This window comes from Pseudomonas sp. CC120222-01a (genome assembly GCF_003097235.1).
Lineage (GTDB): Bacteria > Pseudomonadota > Gammaproteobacteria > Pseudomonadales > Pseudomonadaceae > Aquipseudomonas.
The window spans coordinates 72,778-89,137 of record NZ_QEQQ01000005.1 but is presented as its reverse complement, the minus strand read 5'-3'; the positions used below and the strand labels follow the sequence as shown (position 1 = coordinate 89,137).

The 16,360-nt window shown below is 63.9% G+C and carries 15 protein-coding genes and 1 tRNA gene; 4 read left to right on the top strand and 12 right to left on the bottom strand.

Features of this window, described 5'->3' with window-relative positions:
- Nucleotides 1–117: 117 nt before the first annotated feature.
- The 6 genes from N430_RS08830 to N430_RS08805 form a co-directional block, all read right to left on the bottom strand.
- Nucleotides 118–1,818, bottom strand: coding sequence for a SulP family inorganic anion transporter (locus N430_RS08830; protein WP_110636061.1), 1,701 nt, complete (start codon nucleotides 1,816–1,818; stop codon nucleotides 118–120).
- A gap of 200 nt (nucleotides 1,819–2,018) precedes the next feature.
- A tRNA-Gly gene (locus N430_RS08825) sits at nucleotides 2,019–2,092 on the bottom strand.
- A 111-nt stretch (nucleotides 2,093–2,203) separates the two neighbouring features.
- On the bottom strand, nucleotides 2,204–3,091 hold the full coding sequence (locus N430_RS08820) for an alpha/beta fold hydrolase (RefSeq protein WP_110636064.1): 888 nt from the start codon (nucleotides 3,089–3,091) through the stop codon (nucleotides 2,204–2,206).
- A gap of 333 nt (nucleotides 3,092–3,424) precedes the next feature.
- A complete protein-coding gene (locus tag N430_RS08815; RefSeq protein ID WP_110636066.1) occupies nucleotides 3,425–4,117 on the bottom strand; it encodes a pseudouridine synthase in 693 nt (230 codons plus the stop codon).
- A gap of 30 nt (nucleotides 4,118–4,147) precedes the next feature.
- Entirely contained in the window at nucleotides 4,148–4,378 is a 231-nt protein-coding gene (locus N430_RS08810) for a cysteine-rich CWC family protein (RefSeq protein WP_110636068.1), read from the bottom strand.
- Nucleotides 4,371–5,861: a sensor domain-containing diguanylate cyclase gene (locus N430_RS08805; protein ID WP_110636070.1), complete on the bottom strand. Its 1,491-nt coding sequence runs from the start codon at nucleotides 5,859–5,861 to the stop codon at nucleotides 4,371–4,373. Before N430_RS08805 ends, N430_RS08810 begins: the two co-directional genes overlap by 8 nt.
- 212 nt (nucleotides 5,862–6,073) lie before the next feature.
- Between N430_RS08805 and N430_RS08800 the strand changes: the two genes are divergently transcribed.
- Nucleotides 6,074–6,514 carry a hypothetical protein gene (locus tag N430_RS08800; RefSeq protein WP_110636073.1) on the top strand — a complete coding sequence of 147 codons (441 nt, stop codon included), beginning with the start codon at nucleotides 6,074–6,076 and terminating at the stop codon, nucleotides 6,512–6,514.
- 5 nt (nucleotides 6,515–6,519) lie between these two features.
- Here N430_RS08800 and N430_RS08795 read toward each other — a convergent pair whose 3' ends face one another.
- On the bottom strand, nucleotides 6,520–7,629 hold the full coding sequence (locus N430_RS08795; protein WP_110636078.1) for an enoyl-CoA hydratase/isomerase family protein: 1,110 nt from the start codon (nucleotides 7,627–7,629) through the stop codon (nucleotides 6,520–6,522).
- A gap of 126 nt (nucleotides 7,630–7,755) precedes the next feature.
- On the opposite strand from N430_RS08795, the gene ung reads away from it, so the two are divergent.
- A complete protein-coding gene (ung, locus tag N430_RS08790; protein ID WP_110636081.1) occupies nucleotides 7,756–8,448 on the top strand; it encodes a uracil-DNA glycosylase in 693 nt (230 codons plus the stop codon).
- A 111-nt stretch (nucleotides 8,449–8,559) separates the two neighbouring features.
- Here ung and N430_RS08780 read toward each other — a convergent pair whose 3' ends face one another.
- The 5 genes from N430_RS08780 to N430_RS08755 form a co-directional block, all read right to left on the bottom strand.
- The gene (locus N430_RS08780; RefSeq protein WP_110636084.1) at nucleotides 8,560–9,591 is read right to left on the bottom strand and encodes an AbrB family transcriptional regulator; all 1,032 of its coding nucleotides are present in this window, start codon (nucleotides 9,589–9,591) and stop codon (nucleotides 8,560–8,562) included.
- Nucleotides 9,584–11,098 (bottom strand): tripartite tricarboxylate transporter permease, encoded by a 1,515-nt coding sequence (locus N430_RS08775; protein ID WP_110636088.1) that lies wholly within the window; start codon nucleotides 11,096–11,098, stop codon nucleotides 9,584–9,586. The genes N430_RS08780 and N430_RS08775 overlap by 8 nt, the downstream gene beginning before the upstream one ends.
- A gap of 3 nt (nucleotides 11,099–11,101) precedes the next feature.
- Nucleotides 11,102–11,560 (bottom strand): tripartite tricarboxylate transporter TctB family protein, encoded by a 459-nt coding sequence (locus tag N430_RS08770; RefSeq protein WP_110636092.1) that lies wholly within the window; start codon nucleotides 11,558–11,560, stop codon nucleotides 11,102–11,104.
- A 139-nt stretch (nucleotides 11,561–11,699) separates the two neighbouring features.
- Nucleotides 11,700–12,680 carry a tripartite tricarboxylate transporter substrate binding protein gene (locus N430_RS08760; protein ID WP_110636096.1) on the bottom strand — a complete coding sequence of 327 codons (981 nt, stop codon included), beginning with the start codon at nucleotides 12,678–12,680 and terminating at the stop codon, nucleotides 11,700–11,702.
- Nucleotides 12,681–12,724: 44 nt separating this feature from the next.
- On the bottom strand, nucleotides 12,725–14,014 hold the full coding sequence (locus N430_RS08755) for an OprD family porin (RefSeq protein WP_110636100.1): 1,290 nt from the start codon (nucleotides 14,012–14,014) through the stop codon (nucleotides 12,725–12,727).
- Nucleotides 14,015–14,213: 199 nt separating this feature from the next.
- Here N430_RS08755 and N430_RS08750 point away from each other — a divergent pair, with 199 nt between their 5' ends.
- Together N430_RS08750 and N430_RS08745 are read left to right on the top strand one after the other, a co-directional pair.
- Nucleotides 14,214–14,885, top strand: coding sequence for a response regulator (locus N430_RS08750; RefSeq protein ID WP_110636103.1), 672 nt, complete (start codon nucleotides 14,214–14,216; stop codon nucleotides 14,883–14,885).
- The gene (locus tag N430_RS08745; protein ID WP_110636106.1) at nucleotides 14,878–16,257 is read left to right on the top strand and encodes a sensor histidine kinase; all 1,380 of its coding nucleotides are present in this window, start codon (nucleotides 14,878–14,880) and stop codon (nucleotides 16,255–16,257) included. The genes N430_RS08750 and N430_RS08745 overlap by 8 nt, the downstream gene beginning before the upstream one ends.
- Nucleotides 16,258–16,360: the final 103 nt, after the last annotated feature.

The window sequence follows — 16,360 nt, the reverse complement described above, 5'->3', positions numbered from 1 at the left end:
CCCGACGCTACGAGAAGAAAGAAATCCCAGCGCTTATTTTGCGTGGGATAACGAGGCTAGCGGATGGTGCATTGGCTAGCAGGTCGTCCTCTTCCGACTCCGGTGTAGTCCGATTCTCTAATTAACCACTGGCGCCTTGCGATTCCTGTTCCGCCAAACCCGATAAGCCCGAATTCCGGCCCTAACCGAGCCAAACAGCAACTTTTCTTCCATCTCCCGCGCCATCCCCGAGCGCACCAGCATGCGCAGGAAGGTGCCGCGGGCACGGGCGATGGCGAAGTGGATGCCTTGCGCTGTCAGGGTGTCGCGCACCTCGCGCAGGGCGGCAATGCCGCTGACGTCGATGCTGCTCACCGCTTCCGCATCGAACAGTACCGCCTGGGGCTGGGCCTGACTTTGCACGGCTTCGAGCAGGCGCATCTTGAAGTAGTCGGCGTTGAAGAACAGGATTGCGTCGTCGAAGCGGTACACCACAAGGCCCGGCACGGTGCGAGCGTCCTTGTGCTTGCGGATGTCGACCTGGCCTTCGGTGCCCGGCAGCCAGCCGAGCACGGCGTCGGTGGGTTGGTAGATGGTGTAGAGCAGGCGCAGGATCGCCAGGGTCACGGCAAACACGATGCCCGGCAATACGCCCAGGCCGAGCACGCCGACCGTGGTCAGCAGGCACAGCCAGAACTCGAAGCGGCTCAGGCGTCTGATCCTGCCCAGCGACTTGATGTCGATCAGGCCCCAGCCTGCCATCAGCAGCACTGCCCCCAGCACCGCCTGCGGGATCCACGCCATTGGTGCGGTGAAGAACAGCAGGATCAGGGCGATGACCAGCGCCGCGATAATGCCGACCAGCTGGCTCTTGCCACCGACCATGTCATTGACCGCCGTGCGCGAGTCGGCACCGCTGATGGCAAAGCCCTGGGAAATGCCAGCGGCCAGGTTGCTCACGCCAAGGGCGACGAACTCATGGTTGGCGTTGATCGCATAGCCGTGCCGTGCGGCGAAGCTGCGCGCGGTAAGCATGGCGCTGCAGAAGCTCACGGTGGCGATACCCAAGGCATCGCGCAGCAGGCTCTTGGTTTCATCCAGGTTGCTGTGGGGCCAGGCGAGCTTGGGGATGCCGGACGGCACCGGCCCGAGGATGGCGACGCCGAAACGGTCCAGGCCGAGCAGGCCGACCAGCAGGGTGAAAACTGCCACGGTCACCAGGGCCGCCGGTAGGCGAGGGTAGCGGCGCGGCAGCACGATCAGCAGTGCCAGCCCGGCCAGGCCGATAGCCAGGGTCATCCAGTGGATTTCGTTCAGGCGCTGGAAGAAATTCACCACGCTCAGGATGAACCCGTCCCCCTCGATCTTGAACCCCACGACCTTTGACAGTTGCCCGGCAATCAGGCTCAAGCCGATACCGTTGAGGTAACCGATCAGGATCGGGCGCGAGAAGAAGCTGGCGATGAACCCGGCGCGCGCCACACCGGCGACAATCAGCATCACCCCGACCAGCACGGTGACGATCACCGCGAGTTCGGCGATGCGCTGTGGGGCGCCCATGGCCAGCGGCGCCACGGCGCCAGCGATCATGGCGCAGGTGGCGGCGTCGGGGCCGACCATCAATTGCCGCGAGCTGCCGATCAGGGCGTAGATCATCATCGGCAGCACGCAGGCGTACAGGCCGTACTGCGGCGGCAGGCCGACGATCTGGGCGTAGGCGATGGCGATGGGGATCTGGATCGCGGCCACCGACAACCCGGCCTGCAGGTCGGCATGGAACCATTCGCGGCGGTAGTGCAACAGGTTGGCAAGGCCGGGGAGCCAGCGGGAGAGAAACATGCGTCGTCCTTTCGAAATGTTTCACGGATCCATGAAGCATATGCGCCCCAAGCCGTTTCGCTTGCAAGCGAATTGAAGACGAAGGCGTCGAACGCGGCCATGGGCCATATCAATGAAAGGGCAGAAACGAAAAAAGGAGCCGTGGGCTCCTTTTGACAGCGATGACGTTGCTGGAACGCCATGCGGGGGAATGCAATGTGTGGAGCGGGTAGAGGGAATCGAACCCTCAACTAAAGCTTGGGAAGCTTTCGTTTTGCCACTAAACTATACCCGCGTCTGCGCTGGACTTTTTACCAGAACCCTCCTCGAATTAGAAGCCCAAGTTATAAAAAAGCTTGTCGGCGCCCCATGGCCTGCGGGTGTGGGGTACGGGACGCCGATGCGCTCAGATGGCCAATGCATGCTGCCCCTGGATATATGGGTTACCGCGTTGACGGGACTCGCGCACGGTCGGCTTGAGGAAACCGAGCATGACGTTGCGGGTGTCTTCACAGGCTGCCTTGTTTTCCATGTCGAGGAAGTGGCCCGCGTCGCGGATCACGCTGAACTGGCTGTTGCCCACATGCTTGCCGAACTCGCGGGCATCTTCGACGGTGGTGTATTCGTCGCGGTCGCCGTTGATGAACAGCACCGGGATGTCGATGTTGCGTGCGCCGTTCAGTGCCCGCTGCAGGTCACGCTGCAGCACTTCATTGATATGGAAGTGCATCTGCGCATACTCGTGGCTGTCCAGGCTGCTGACATGCCGATAGTTGAAGCGCTTGAACAGTGATGGCAGGTGCTTGCCGATGGTGTCATTGACCAGGTTGCCGACCTGGTAGCGATCACAGGCGGCCAGGTACTTGCAACCACGCTCAAGGTAGTCGCGCATCGGTTCGTTGATCACCGGCGAGAACGAGCTGACCACCGCCTTCTTCACCAGCCGCGGCTGGTGCGCCAGCGCCAGCAGGGTGCAGGCACCGCCCCAGGAGAAGGACATGACGTGGTCGCACTGGAAGCGCTCGATCAGTTCAAGGAGGATTTGCGCCTCGTCTTCCTTGCTGATCAGCCGCTCCTGGCGGTTGTGCGGCTTGGACTTGCCGGCATACGGCTGGTCGTACAGCACAACGTTGAATTGCGGGTGCAGGTTACGCACCGTCTGGGCGAACGAGGCCGTGGTGGCCAGCGACCCATTGATCAGTATGATCGTCTTCTCGGCCGCATCCGCGCGATAGAACTCCGTGTAAACCCGATACTGACCTTGGATATCAAGTACAGCGATTTCTGGCCTCATGTCATCGACTCCTGGCGCAAAAAGGGTAATCGCGTCACCTAGGGTGCACGTTCTTTATGACAGGTAGGCATTCGCCTGAATAAAACGGGGGGCCCTGTGTCGATCCTTGGCACACGTGTCGACGATATTGTTGTGGCGGGCAATCTGCCGTGCCCCAAGGCATCAGGGCTTTGGGTGGCCGGCAAAAGGTGTCATGAACTGCAGGCGTGACTGATTGGTCACTCGCGGACTGACGAGTTAGGAGTCAAGCAGTGGGTCGGGGATCCCGCAAGTGCCGTTTGCGCAAATTTGTGACTCGGGCCGCTCAGCGGTCGTATGCCTGTATTACGGCATTCAGACCGAGGCGATTTCATCCGCCGTCAGGGCCCTGAATTCGCCGGGTTGCAGGCCTGGATCGAGGCGGATCGCCCCCATGCTTTCGCGATGCAGGCCGACCACCCTGTTGTCGAAATGGCCGAACATGCGCTTGACCTGGTGATAGCGCCCTTCGACGATTGCCAGCCGTGCCTGACGCGGGCCGAGGATGTCGAGTCGGGCGGGCAGGGTGGTCAGGTCTTCGAAGGCGAAATAGAACCCTTCGCTGAACTTGGCGACATAGTGCGCGCCGATCTCGTCTTCGGTTTCCACCAGGTAATGCTTGGGCAGCTTGGTGGCCGGCTGGGTCAGGCGCCGCGACCACTGGCCATCGTTGGTCAGGATAATCAGGCCGGTGGTGTTGAAGTCCAGGCGCCCGGCGATGTGCAGGTCGTCGCGCAATTCGCTGGGCAGCAGGTCGAGCACGGTGCGGTGCTGCGGGTCTTGCGTGGCGCTGACGCAGCCAGTGGGCTTGTGCAGCATCAGGTAGCGCGCGGGGCGGCCGGCCTGCAGCAGTTGATCGTCGACTTCGACACGGCTGAATTCGCGGACTTCTGCTTTGGGATCGCTGACCATTTCGCCGTCCAGGCGCACACGGCGCTGCACCAGCAGCAAGCGGACTTGCTGACGGTTGTAGCAGGGCAGGTTGGCGAGGAAGCGGTCTAGGCGCATGGTGGCAGGCAGTAAAAGGAGGCGCGAAGTTTAGCGGTTTTCACCGATGGTCGCTGCTGGATCACCCGCAAGCTGGTCTTGCACGGCGGCGCAGCGCGGGCACAGGCAAGCCTTGTCGCGCAGTTCGGCAGGCAGGGCCTGGAGCACGGCGGGGTCGATGGTCACGCCATAGCACCAGCAGGCCTGGGTGGCACTGCGCGGGTCGGCCAGGCTGCACTGGTTGAGGGCGCCACAGGCGGGGCAGTGCTGGCTGTCATTCATGTTCCGTTCCGGGTGTTTCACTGCAGACGCGGTTGCGGCCGGCCTGCTTGGCACGATAAAGCGCACGGTCGGCGCGGGTCAGCAGGGCGTGCAGGGCGTCGCCCGGCTGCAAGGCGCTGAGGCCGATACTGGTGGTCAGGCGCAAGGGTTGATCTTCGTAGCTGAAGGTCAGTTGCTCGGTACGACGGCGGATCTTTTCCGCCACGTCGATGGCCTGCCGGCCTTCGGCTTCCCGCAGCAGCACGATGAATTCCTCACCGCCCCAGCGGCAGAGTATATCCGACTGGCGCAGGCTACCCTGCAGCACGTTGGCGAACTGACGCAGCACTTCGTCGCCTGCCAGGTGGCCATGGGTATCGTTGAGCACCTTGAAGTGATCGAGGTCGATCAGCAAGGCGACCAGCGGTGCGCAATCGCGCTGGGCTTCCTGCAGGGCCTGGGCGGCCAGCAGGTCGAAGCTGCGCCGGTTGGGCAGCCCGGTCAGGCTGTCGAGGGTCGCCAGCGCCTCGGTGCTGGCCTGGTGTCGCCTGAGCATGCCATTGAGCAGCGACAGCACCACCAGGGTGATCATCGCGCAGATCACCAGGTTCAGGTACAGCGAGTGGCGAATCGGGTCCAGGGCGCCGGTCTCGCGTTTGTCGACCAGCAGGTACCAACCCAGTTCGGGCAGTTGCCGCACATTGAGGAAGTGGCTGTGACCTCTGCTGTCCTTGTATTCGTGGCTGCCCTCGGTGGGCGTCGGGCGCTGCGCCAGCAAATCGCTCAGGTCGGCATTATCGGACAAGGGTTGCCCCACCTTCAGCCCATGCGGGCCACCCTCCGAGCCGGTCAGAATGACCTTGCCCTTGGCGTCGGTGAAGAACACCGAGCGCTGATAGCGGCGCTGATACTTGTCGATCAGCTTGATCACCGCGTCCACGCTCAGGCCCACGCCGGTGGCGCCGATGAAGCGCTGCTGATAGTCCAGCACCGGGTAGTTGATGAACACCGTCAGGTTGTCCTGGTTGGCCATGTCCAGGTCGACGTTGATCTCATACGGCGTTTTCATCTCGCGCAGGCGGAAGTACCAGGCGTCGCGCCAGGTGTTCGGCACCACGTGTTTGAGCACGCCCTTGGCCTGGTAGTAAGTGAGGGTGCGGTCGGAGACGAGGAACGAGGTGAAGGTGTCCTGCTTGCCCATGACCTCGCCGAGAAAGCGAGTGATGCGCTGGGTGTCCTGTTCACCCGCCAGCACCCAGTCGCGCAGGAAGGTGTCCTGGGCCATCATCGAGGCGATCAGCACCGGGCGGATCAGGTCTTTCTGGATTTCCGAATAGACGGTATCGGAGGTCAGCGGCAGCTCGGTATTGACGATGCCGTCGCGAATCGCGCTGCGCGAGGCGAAATAGCTGATCAGCGATGTGGCGAGGAAGCCGCAGGTCAGCAACAGCAGCAGGGCGAGGATCAGCGAGCGCTGTGAAAACAGGGCGGAGCGTGAAGGCATGATCTTCCCGTGATGTGTGCCGAGGCGCTCATTCTAGTGAGATGGCAGGCAAATGACTGCATGTTTTTAAAGGTTATTTCGACGTGTATCAATTTGTTGCTGAAATGGCACTGCACCTTGGCGCCGTTGTCTGATTCATTGTCGATGAACACGTTTTAGTCGACGCTCGCCAGCGCCGCTGTTCGGGCACCTCAGCGGTCCAGGAGGCCGCCATGTCCTATCGAATTCTGTTGATCGCCCTGTTGGGTCTGATGACGTCCGCCTGTGCGCCGTACTACGACGGTGGCGGCTATTCACGCACTGAATACTACTCGACCGATCGCTACGTGACGCCGGGTTATTACCGCTATGACCGCTACTATGTAACCCCGCAGCCGCGCTATTACTACCAGCCGGCGCCCCGTTACTACCGGCCGGCACCTGCCCCGTATTATCGGCCTGGCCCACAGCCTGGGATGAACCAGTGGCACGGCAACCCGCGCTACGATTATGGCAATCGCCAGCGCAATGACTATGGCCGCGATCGCGACCGCAATGACTATCGCGATGGCAGCCAGCGTTACCAGCATGATCGCTGGCATTCCAATAACCGCGGCGATAACGACGGCCAGTCGGATCGTGGGCGGGGTGGCGACCACAACTGGCAGCGCTGAGGGGGTCATGATCCCAGGTCGGCCAACGGATGCCGCCCTTCCCACACCTTGGCGAAATGCGCCTCGACCACAGCCGCTGGCACCTGCGCCACATCCGGCCAGTGCCAGCGCGGCTGGTTGTCCTTGTCCAGCAGGCGCGCTCGCACACCTTCACTGAATTCAGGATGCCGGCAGCAGTTGAGGCTCATGCTGTATTCCATCTGGAACACCTGGGCCAGCGACAGGTGCCGGGCGCGGTGGATCTGTTCCCAGACCAGGTGCGCGGTTAGCGGGCAACCTTCATGCAGGCGTTGGCCGGCCTCGGCCAACAGCGGATCAGTATGATGCTTGAGGCCTTCCAGTGCCCGCCAGGCCGCTGCCGGGTCTGCCACATCCAGCAGTTCGTCGATCACCTGGCGCCGTGGCAGCCATTGCGCCGCAGGCAGCTCGGCCCAGGCGCGATGCTGTTCGGCCTTGAGCAGGCTGTTCAGCTGCAGGCCGGTCTGCTCCTGCCAGTTCAGTTGCAGCAGCTCTTCGACCAATGCCTCTTGCTGTTCTTCCCCAAAGAAACGATCCGCCAGGCCCAGGTCAAGGGCATCACGGGCATTGATCGGTGCCCCGGTCAGCCCGAGGAACAAGCCAAGCTTGCCGGGCAGGCGGGCGAGAAACCAGCTGGCGCCTACGTCCGGGTACAGGCCGATGCTGATTTCCGGCATGGCCAGCCGGCTGCTTGGGGTGACGATGCGCACACCGGCGCCCTGCAGCAACCCCATGCCGCCGCCCAGCACATGCCCGTGGCCCCAGCACAGCAAGGGCTTCGGGTAGGTATGCAAGAGGTAGTCGAGGCGGTATTCGGCGGCAAAGAAGGTGGCGGCCAGCGGCGGTATGCTGCCGGGGTGGGCAAGGCAGGCCTGGGCCAGCGCCCGCACATCACCGCCGGCACAAAAAGCCTTGGCACCGTTACCGCGCAACAGCACGCAGACGACGCCAGGGTCGCTGGCCCAGCCGTGCAGCTGTTCGCCCAGCACTTCGATCATCGGCAGGTTGAGGGCATTGAGCGCCTTGGGGGCATCGAGGGTGGCGATGCCGATTCGGGCGCCATCGGCGCCGGTGAGTACCTCGCAATGAATGGCCATGGACTACCTCGCGCAAGTCATCCCCCAAGTATGGCCCGCATCGCCGATCATGCCGGTCGTCGGTCGGATCGATTGACAAGGGCAAGTGGCTTACCTAGTGTCGCGCCATTGTTTACGGATGGCCCCATGACTGAAGACGATCGCATCAAACTCGAACCCAGCTGGAAGGCTGCACTGCGCGCCGAGTTCGACCAGCCCTACATGCACCAGCTGCGTGAGTTCCTGCGCCAGGAGCACGCGGCTGGCAAGGAGATCTACCCGCCGGGGCCGCTGATCTTCAATGCGCTCAATTCCACGCCGCTGGAGCAGGTCAAGGTGGTGATCCTCGGCCAGGACCCGTACCACGGCCCGGGCCAGGCCCACGGCCTGTGCTTCTCGGTACAGCCGGGCGTGCCGGCGCCACCGTCGCTGGTCAACATCTATAAAGAGCTGCAGCGCGACCTGAACATCCCGATCCCTGGCCACGGCTACCTGCAAAGCTGGGCCGAGCAGGGCGTGCTGCTGCTCAACACGACCATGACCGTCGAGCGCGCCAATGCAGCCTCGCATGCGAAGAAGGGCTGGGAGTTCTTCACCGACCGGATCATCCAGGTGGTCAGCGAGCAGTGCCCGAACGTGGTGTTCCTGCTGTGGGGGGCGCATGCGCAGAGCAAGCAGAAACTGATCGATGGCACCAAGCACCTGGTGCTCAAGTCGGTGCACCCGTCGCCGCTGTCGGCCTATCGCGGGTTCCTCGGCTGCGGACACTTCAGCCGCACCAACAGCTTCCTCGAACAGCGTGGCATGGCGCCGATCAACTGGGCACTGCCGCCACTCTGAAAACCGCGTTGCCTTCTTCGCGGGCAAGCCTGCTCCCACAGGGATAGCGCAGACCTCAAGGACTGTGCAGTACCTGTGGGAGCGGGCTTGCCCGCGAAGAAGGCGACGCAATTACTGAGGGTTGGTGTTCCAAAGTCGGAATAACGGCTCCGCCAGAAACAGCACCAGTATCAACCGCACCACCTGCAACGCCGTCACCAGCGGTACCGATAGCTGCAGGGTTTCGGCTGTCAGGCTCATCTCGGCGATGCCACCGGGCATCATCCCCAAGGTCAGCGATCGCAAGTCCAGCTCGGTCATTACGCTCAACACCCAAGCTGCGCTACCGGCAATCGCCATGCACAGTCCCGTGGCCAGCAGCGTGCGCCCGAGGAAGGACGGCGCGCGGCGGAAGAACGCGCGGTTGAAATGGCAGGCCAGGCCGCTGCCGATCAGCCACTGGCCGATCTGGCTGGCACCGTTGGGCAAGGCGATCTGCAGGTTGCCCGCCAGGCTCACCGACGCGGCGACCAACAACGGCCCGAACAGCCACGGGTTGGGCTGGCGCAGGCGCTGCCAGGCAAAGCCCACCGCCACGCCCAACGGCACGATCAGCGCCAGCCAGCCCCAGCTGACACTGCCGGCGTGATTCAGCGGTACGCCGTCACCGAGCAGGAACTTGAACAGCGCCGGCACGCACAGCACCACGGCCAACACGCGCAGGCTCTGCGCCGCGGCCACCTGGCTGAGTACCGCGCCATTGCGTGCGCCAAGGTTGACCATCTCCCCCGAGCCACCAGGCATGCTGGCGAAAAATGCCGTCGCACGGTCTTCACCAGTGCGCCGCAGCAGCCACACGCTGATCACGCTGGAAAGCGTGGTGAACAGCGCGCCGAAGATGATCAGCGCGAAGTGGCTGGCGACCTGCTCGATCACCGCCGGGGTGAAGTGCAGGCCGATACCGATGCCGATGATGCATTGCCCGCACTTGCGGCCATTGGGGATTTCCGACAGCTGCCAGGGCGTCAGGCAGCGCACCAGGATGATCGCCAGCAACGCGCCGACCATCCACGGCAAAGGCCAGCCGACCTTGCTGGCGGCAAAACCGCCCGCAAGGCCGACCAGCCCGGTTGCGACAAACAGCGGCAGTGACCGGTCAGGCATCAGCCATGGCCCGGCGCTGCAGGCTGCGCTTGCGCCAGCTGCGCAGCAGCGGCAGGGTCAGCATGCAGAGGGTCAGCACCCACACCGACAGGCTGATCGGGCTCGACCAGAGGATGCCCAGCTCACCGTTGGAAATCGACAGCGCCCGGCGCAGGTTCTGCTCCATCAGGCCACCGAGGATGAAACCGAGCAGGATCGGCGACAGCGGGAAGTCCAGCTTGCGCAGGATGTAGCCCATGATGCCGATGCCGACCATCAGGAACAGGTCGAAGGTAGTGGCATGCACCGCGTACACGCCGATCGCGGTGATGATCGCGATCACCGGCACCAGTGCCCAGTTCGGCACGGCCAGGATGCGGGTGAAGATGCGGATCATCGGGATGTTCAGGATCACCAGCATGATGTTGGCGATGAACAGCGAGGCGATCAGGCCCCAGACGATGTCTGGCTGCTGTTCGAACAGCAGTGGGCCCGGGGTGATGTTGTACAGGGTCAGCGCGCCAATCATCACCGCGGTGGTGCCCGAGCCGGGTACGCCGAGGGTCAGCATCGGCACCAGAGCGCCGCAGCAGGAAGCACCGATGGCGGTTTCCGGGGCCGCCAGGCCACGGGCATCACCTTTGCCGAACTTGCCTTTTTCACCGGCCAGGCGCTTTTCGGTCATATAGGCCACGGCACTTGCCAGCGTGGCGCCGGCGCCCGGCAGCACACCCATGATGAAGCCCAGCAGGCCGCAGCGGATGTTGACCACGAACACCGAGGCTGCTTCCTTGAGGTTGAATAGCATGCGCCCGGTGGCCTTGACTGCCTCGTGGCCATGGTGGGTCTTTTCCAGCAACAGCAGGATTTCGCTGACGGAGAACAGGCCCAGTACCAGCACCACGAACTGGATACCGTCGGCCAGGTGCACGCTGTCGCCAGTGAAGCGATATACGCCGCTGTTGGCATCGATACCGACTGCCGACAGGAACAGGCCGATCAGTGCGGCAATGAAGGTCTTCAGTGGCTTGTCACCGGTCATGCCGCCGAGGGCGACGATGGCGAACACCATCAGCACGAAATATTCCGCCGGGCCGAAGGCAATTGCCCATTTCGCCAGCAGCGGGGCGAACAGCACCATGCCGCAGGTGGCGATGAACGCGCCAATGAACGAACTCCAGGCCGACAGCGACAGGGCCACGCCGGCCAGGCCTTGGCGCGCCATCGGGTAGCCGTCGAGGGTGGTCATCACGGTCGAGGCTTCGCCCGGGATGTTCAGCAGGATCGAGCTGATCCGGCCGCCGTATTCGCAGCCCAGGTAGACCGCGGCCAGGAGGATCAGCGCCGACTCCGGAGGCAGGCCGAGGGCGAAGGCGATCGGGATCAGCAGGGCCACGCCGTTGATCGGGCCCAGGCCCGGCAGCAGGCCGACCACGGTGCCGATCAGCGTGCCCGACAGGGCGGTGACCAGGTTGTAAGGGGACAGGGCGACGCCGAAGCCCTGGCCCAGGTAGCTCAAGGTATCCATGTGTCAGTTCTCCAGTACGCTCAGCAGGCCGAGGGGCAGGGGCACGTCCATGACGCGGTCGAACAGCCAGTAGAGGAACACGCTCATGCCCACCACCACGAGGGTGCTGTGCAACCAGCGGCCGCCGTACAGGCGGGCCATGGGGATGCCGACCAGGACGGCGCTGAGGATGAAGCCCAGGGCTTCGAAGGTGGCGGCGAAGATGATCAGCAAGCCGACGCAGGCGGTGATCTTGATCAGGGTTTCGCGGTCCAGTTCAGGTTCATCGTCCTTGCGCACGATCGGCGTGGGGCGGATCGCCAGGTACAGCAGGGCCAGGCTCATCAGGCCGAGCATCAGCAGTGGGTAGGCACGCGGGCCGACCGGTTCGTAGGAAAACGCGGCCTGGTAGGGCCAGGCCATCACGGCCAGGGCGGCGCACACCGCCAGCAGGGCCAGGGCGAAGATGCGTTGCAGGATCATTGGGAAATCCTCGTTGAATCGCGGGCCCTGTGGGAGCGGGCTTGCCCGCGAAGCAAGCACCGCGGAGCATGACACCGGCGCTGCCGGTGTTCGCGGGCACGCCCGCTCCCACAGGGATCGGTGAAGGGGCCTGAGAGGCTTACTGGATCAGGCCGAATTCCTTGGCCAGTGCCTTGTACTCAGTCACCTGCTTCTTCACGTAGCCGTCCAGCTCAGCGCCGGTCATGGCGAACGGGAACAGCTCGCGCTGGTCACGCAGCTTGGCGAAGTCTTCCGAGGCCAGCATCTTGTCGAACGATTCCTTCCACCAGGCGTACTCTTCGTCGCTCACCTTCGGCCCGAGGTAGAAACCGCGCACCACCGGCCAGACGATGTCGTAGCCCTGTTCCTTGGCGGTGGGGATGTCCTTCATTTCTGGCTCGTCCAGGCGGTTTTCCGAGAACACCGCGAGGATGCGCATGTTGCCGCTCTGGATGTGCGGCATGGAGTCGGAGATGTCGGTGGAGCCAACCTGGATGTGCCCGCCCAGCAGCGCGGTAGCGATTTCGCCGCCGCCTTCCAGGGCCACGTAGCGCAGGTCGCGCGGGTTGATACCGGCGGCCTTGGCGATCAGTGCGGTCTGCATCCAGTCCTGGCTGCCGACGGTGCCGCCGGAGCCGATCACCACCTTGCTCGGGTCTTTCTTCAGTGCGGCAACCAGATCGTCGAGGGTCTTGTAGGGCGAATCACTCTTCACCGCGATGGCACCGTAGCTGGTGCCGACCGCGGCCAGCCACTTCACCGCGTTCTCGTCGAAGCGACCGAACTTGCCCTGGGCCAGGTTCAACAGCGAGCCACTGGACCAGGCCACCAGGGTGCCGGCGTCGGCCGGGCGCTGGGCGACCACGGCGTTGTACGCCACTGCACCGACACCGCCGGGCATGTAGGTCACGCGCATCGGCTTGCTGAGGATCTTCTCCTGCACCAGGGCGCTTTGCACCAGCTTGCAGGTCAGGTCGAAACCACCGCCGGGCGAGGCCGGGGCGATGCATTCAGGGCGTTTCGGTTCGGCGGCGAGGGCATTGCCGGCCAGCAGCAGGCAGCCGGTGGCGAGGACGAGGCGGCGCAGTGAAAAGGTCATCGAATGTCTCCGTGAGCATTGTTGTTATGGGTTACCGCAGGGGGTTACCACAGCGCGACGCTGTAGCTCACCAGCAACCGCACTTCGTCCGCGTCGCGGGCAAAGTTGGAGCGGAAGGTGGCGTTGCGCAGGCGCACGGCGACGTTCTTCAACGGGCCGCTTTGTACCACGTACTTGAGTTCGGTGTTGCGTTCCCACTCCTTGCCCTCGCCACCGGCGGCGCGGCTGACGTTGTCGCCGTTGATGTAGCGGGTCATGAAGGTCAGGCCGGGGACGCCGAGGGCGGCGAAGTTGTAGTCGTAGCGCGCTTGCCACGAGCGTTCGTCGGCACCGGCGAAGTCGTTGATCTGGACGAAGTTGACCAGGTACGGGTCGGCGCCATCGACGTAGGGGAAGGCGCTGTCGCCGGAAAGCTGCTGCCAGGCCGCGCTGACCTTGTGCCCGCCCAGGCTGTAGCTGAGCATCGTGTTGAAGGTGGTGTTGTCGATGCGCCCGGCCTTGGCCGCGCCGGCATCGTCGCTGATCGCCAGGCGCACGTCGGCGCCGAAGGTGCCTGGGCCCCAGGGATGGGTGGCGAGCATGCCGATGAAGTGCTGGCGGTAGATATCGTCGAGCTGGGCGAAGTGGTAGCTGCCGGTGATGCGATCGGTGAACTTGTAGTCCAGGCCGGCCAGGTCGAGGTTGTCGGCGCTGAACGTGCCACCGAAGCGGCCATTCTTGTTGTTGAGGGCCAGGTCTTCCCAGTTGGTGTCGTTGCGGTCCTTGGCCTTGTCCAGGCGCCCGCCGGTGAAGGTCAGGCCCTTGATTTCCTGCGAAGTCAGCAGGCCGCCTTCGAAGGTCTGCGGCAGGATGCGGCCGTCGTTGGGCTGCAGGGTCGGCAGTTCCGGGATCAGGGTGCCGATCTTCAGTTCGGTCTTCGACACTTTGACCTTGCCGGTCAGGCCGAGCTTGGAATACTCGTCGGCAGCCTTGCCGTCATCGTGGGTCGGCAGCAGGCCGGTGTCGGTGCGGTCGGGGCTGGAGTCGAGCTTGATGCCCATCATGCCCAGCGCATCCAGGCCGAAGCCCACGGTGCCATCGGTATAGCCGGACTCGAAGTTGAGCATGAAGCCCTGGGCCCACTCGTCGCGCTTGGATTGCTGTGCGCTGGTGCCGTCGCGGAAGTCGCGGTTGAAGTACATGTTGCGGGTTTCGAAGGTTGCCGTGCTGTCTTCGAAGAAGGCGGCCTGGCTCAGCGGGGCGACACCGGCAAGTGCAAGGGCACTGGCGATGGTAGAAGGGCGTGCGGACAGGGAACGGCTAGGCGCAAACGCCTTAAGCTGCGATGACAGCATCGGGATGACTCCGTTTTTTGTTCTTATTCGTTGCACCTTGCTGGTGCTTTTTTCGGCGCGTGGGGCGACCGTGGTGCGATGCTAGGCAATGAACCTTTCGCTAACCTTTCAGCGTGAAAGGTTTGTTTCGGGGGGCTTCACAGGCTTACCGACAGCGGTACACTCCGCGCCACCGCCCCACCCGAGCAGGGAGAATCCGATGCGTGTGCTGCTGGTCGAAGACCATCTGCAACTGGCCGAAAGCGTGGCCCAGGCCCTGAAAAGCCACGGCCTGACCGTGGATGTATTGCACGATGGCGTGGCTGCCGACCTGGCCCTGGCCAGCGAGGAATACGCCGTTGCCGTGCTCGACGTGGGCCTGCCGCGCATGGACGGTTTCGAGGTCCTGGCGCGCCTGCGCGGTCGTGGCAAGACCCTGCCGGTGCTGATGTTGACCGCGCGCAGCGATGTGAAGGACCGTGTGCATGGCCTGAACCTCGGCGCCGATGATTACCTGGCCAAACCCTTCGAGCTGACCGAGCTGGAAGCGCGGGTGAAGGCCTTGCTCAGGCGCAGCGTGCTGGGTGGTGAGCGTCAGCAGCGCTGCGGGCCACTGGTCTACGACCTGGACACCCGGCGCTTCAGCCTCGGCGAGGACAACCTGACCTTGACCTCGCGCGAACAGAGCGTGCTGGAGGCGTTGATCGCCCGCCCAGGCCGGGTGATGAGCAAGGAGCAGCTGGCCGCCCAGGTATTCGGTCTGGATGAAGAGGCCAGCCCCGACGCCATCGAAATCTACATCCATCGCCTGCGCAAGAAGCTCGATGGCCACTCGGTCGCCATCGTCACCTTCCGTGGTCTGGGTTACCTGCTCGAGCACCGCGATGCGTGACAACGGCAGCTTGCGCGGGCGGCTGCTGGGCAACCTGGCACTGCTGCTGGTGGTGCTGATGCTGGCCAGCGGCCTGAGTGCTTACTGGAACGGTCGCGAAGCGGCCGATACCGCCTATGACCGCACCTTGCTGGCGTCGGCGCGGACCATTGCCGCCGGGCTGTCCCAGCGTGACGGCAGCCTCAGCGCCGATGTGCCCTACGTGGCGCTGGACACTTTCGCCTACGACAGCGCCGGGCGCATCTACTATCAGGTGCTGGACATCAACCAGCAGCTGATTTCCGGTTACGAGCGACTGCCGCCACCTCCGCCCGGCACGCCGCGTACCGATGACTATCCGGCACTGGCGCGCTTCTACGACGCCACCTACCTCGGCCAGGATGTACGCGTGGTCAGCCTGCTGAAGGCGGTGAGCGAGCCGAACATGAACGGCATGGCGGAAATCCGCGTGGCCGAGACCGAAGAGGCACGGGTGCGCATGGCCCGTGGGCTGATGGCCGACACCTTGCTGCGCCTGGGCATGCTGGCGCTGGGTGCGCTGGTCATGGTGTGGTTCGCGATCAGCGCGGCGCTACGCCCCCTGGAGCGCCTGCGCACAGCGGTGGAAGAGCGTCAGCCGGATGACCTGCGGGCGTTGCCGGTGGTGCAGGTGCAGCGTGAGCTGGGCCCACTGGTGCGCGCCTTGAACCACTTCACCGAGCGCTTGCGCGGGCAGTTCGAGCGTCAGGCACAGTTCATTGCCGAGGCAGCCCACGAGCTGCGCACGCCGCTGGCGGCGCTGAAGGCGCGGGTCGAACTGGGGTTGCGCTCGCAGCAGCCCGAAGAATGGCGGCAGACCCTGGAGTCGGCGGCGCAAGGCACCGATCGCCTGACCCATCTGGCCAATCAATTGCTGTCACTGGCACGGGTCGAGAACGGTGCCCGTGCGATTGCCGAAGGCGGGGCCCAGCGCCTGGACCTGAGCCAGCTGGCCCGTGAACTGGGCATGGCCATGGCGCCATTGGCCTACAACCGGGGTGTAGCCTTGGCCCTGGAGGCCGAGTCGGCGGTGTGGTTGAAGGGGGAACCAACGCTGCTCAACGAGCTGCTCAGTAACCTGGTGGACAATGCGCTGGCGCATACCCCGGTGGGCGGCAATGTGATCCTGCGGGTGCTGGCGCCGGCGGTGCTGGAGGTCGAGGATGATGGGCCAGGTATTCCTGAAGAAGAGCGTGAGCGGGTGTTCGAGCGCTTTTATCGAAGAGGTGTGCAGGGTAGCGGGCTGGGGTTGGCCATTGTGGGGGAGATCTGCAGGGCGCATCTGGCACAGATCAGTCTGCATGATGGCGAGAAGGGCGGGTTGAAAGTGCGGGTGAGTTTCATCGCCGACTGATCTTTTGCCTGTACCGACCCTTTCGCGGGCAAGCCCGCTCCCACAGGAACATCACTGGCCTTGGGGTTGCGCTGTACTTGCGGGCTTGCCCGCGAAGAGGCCA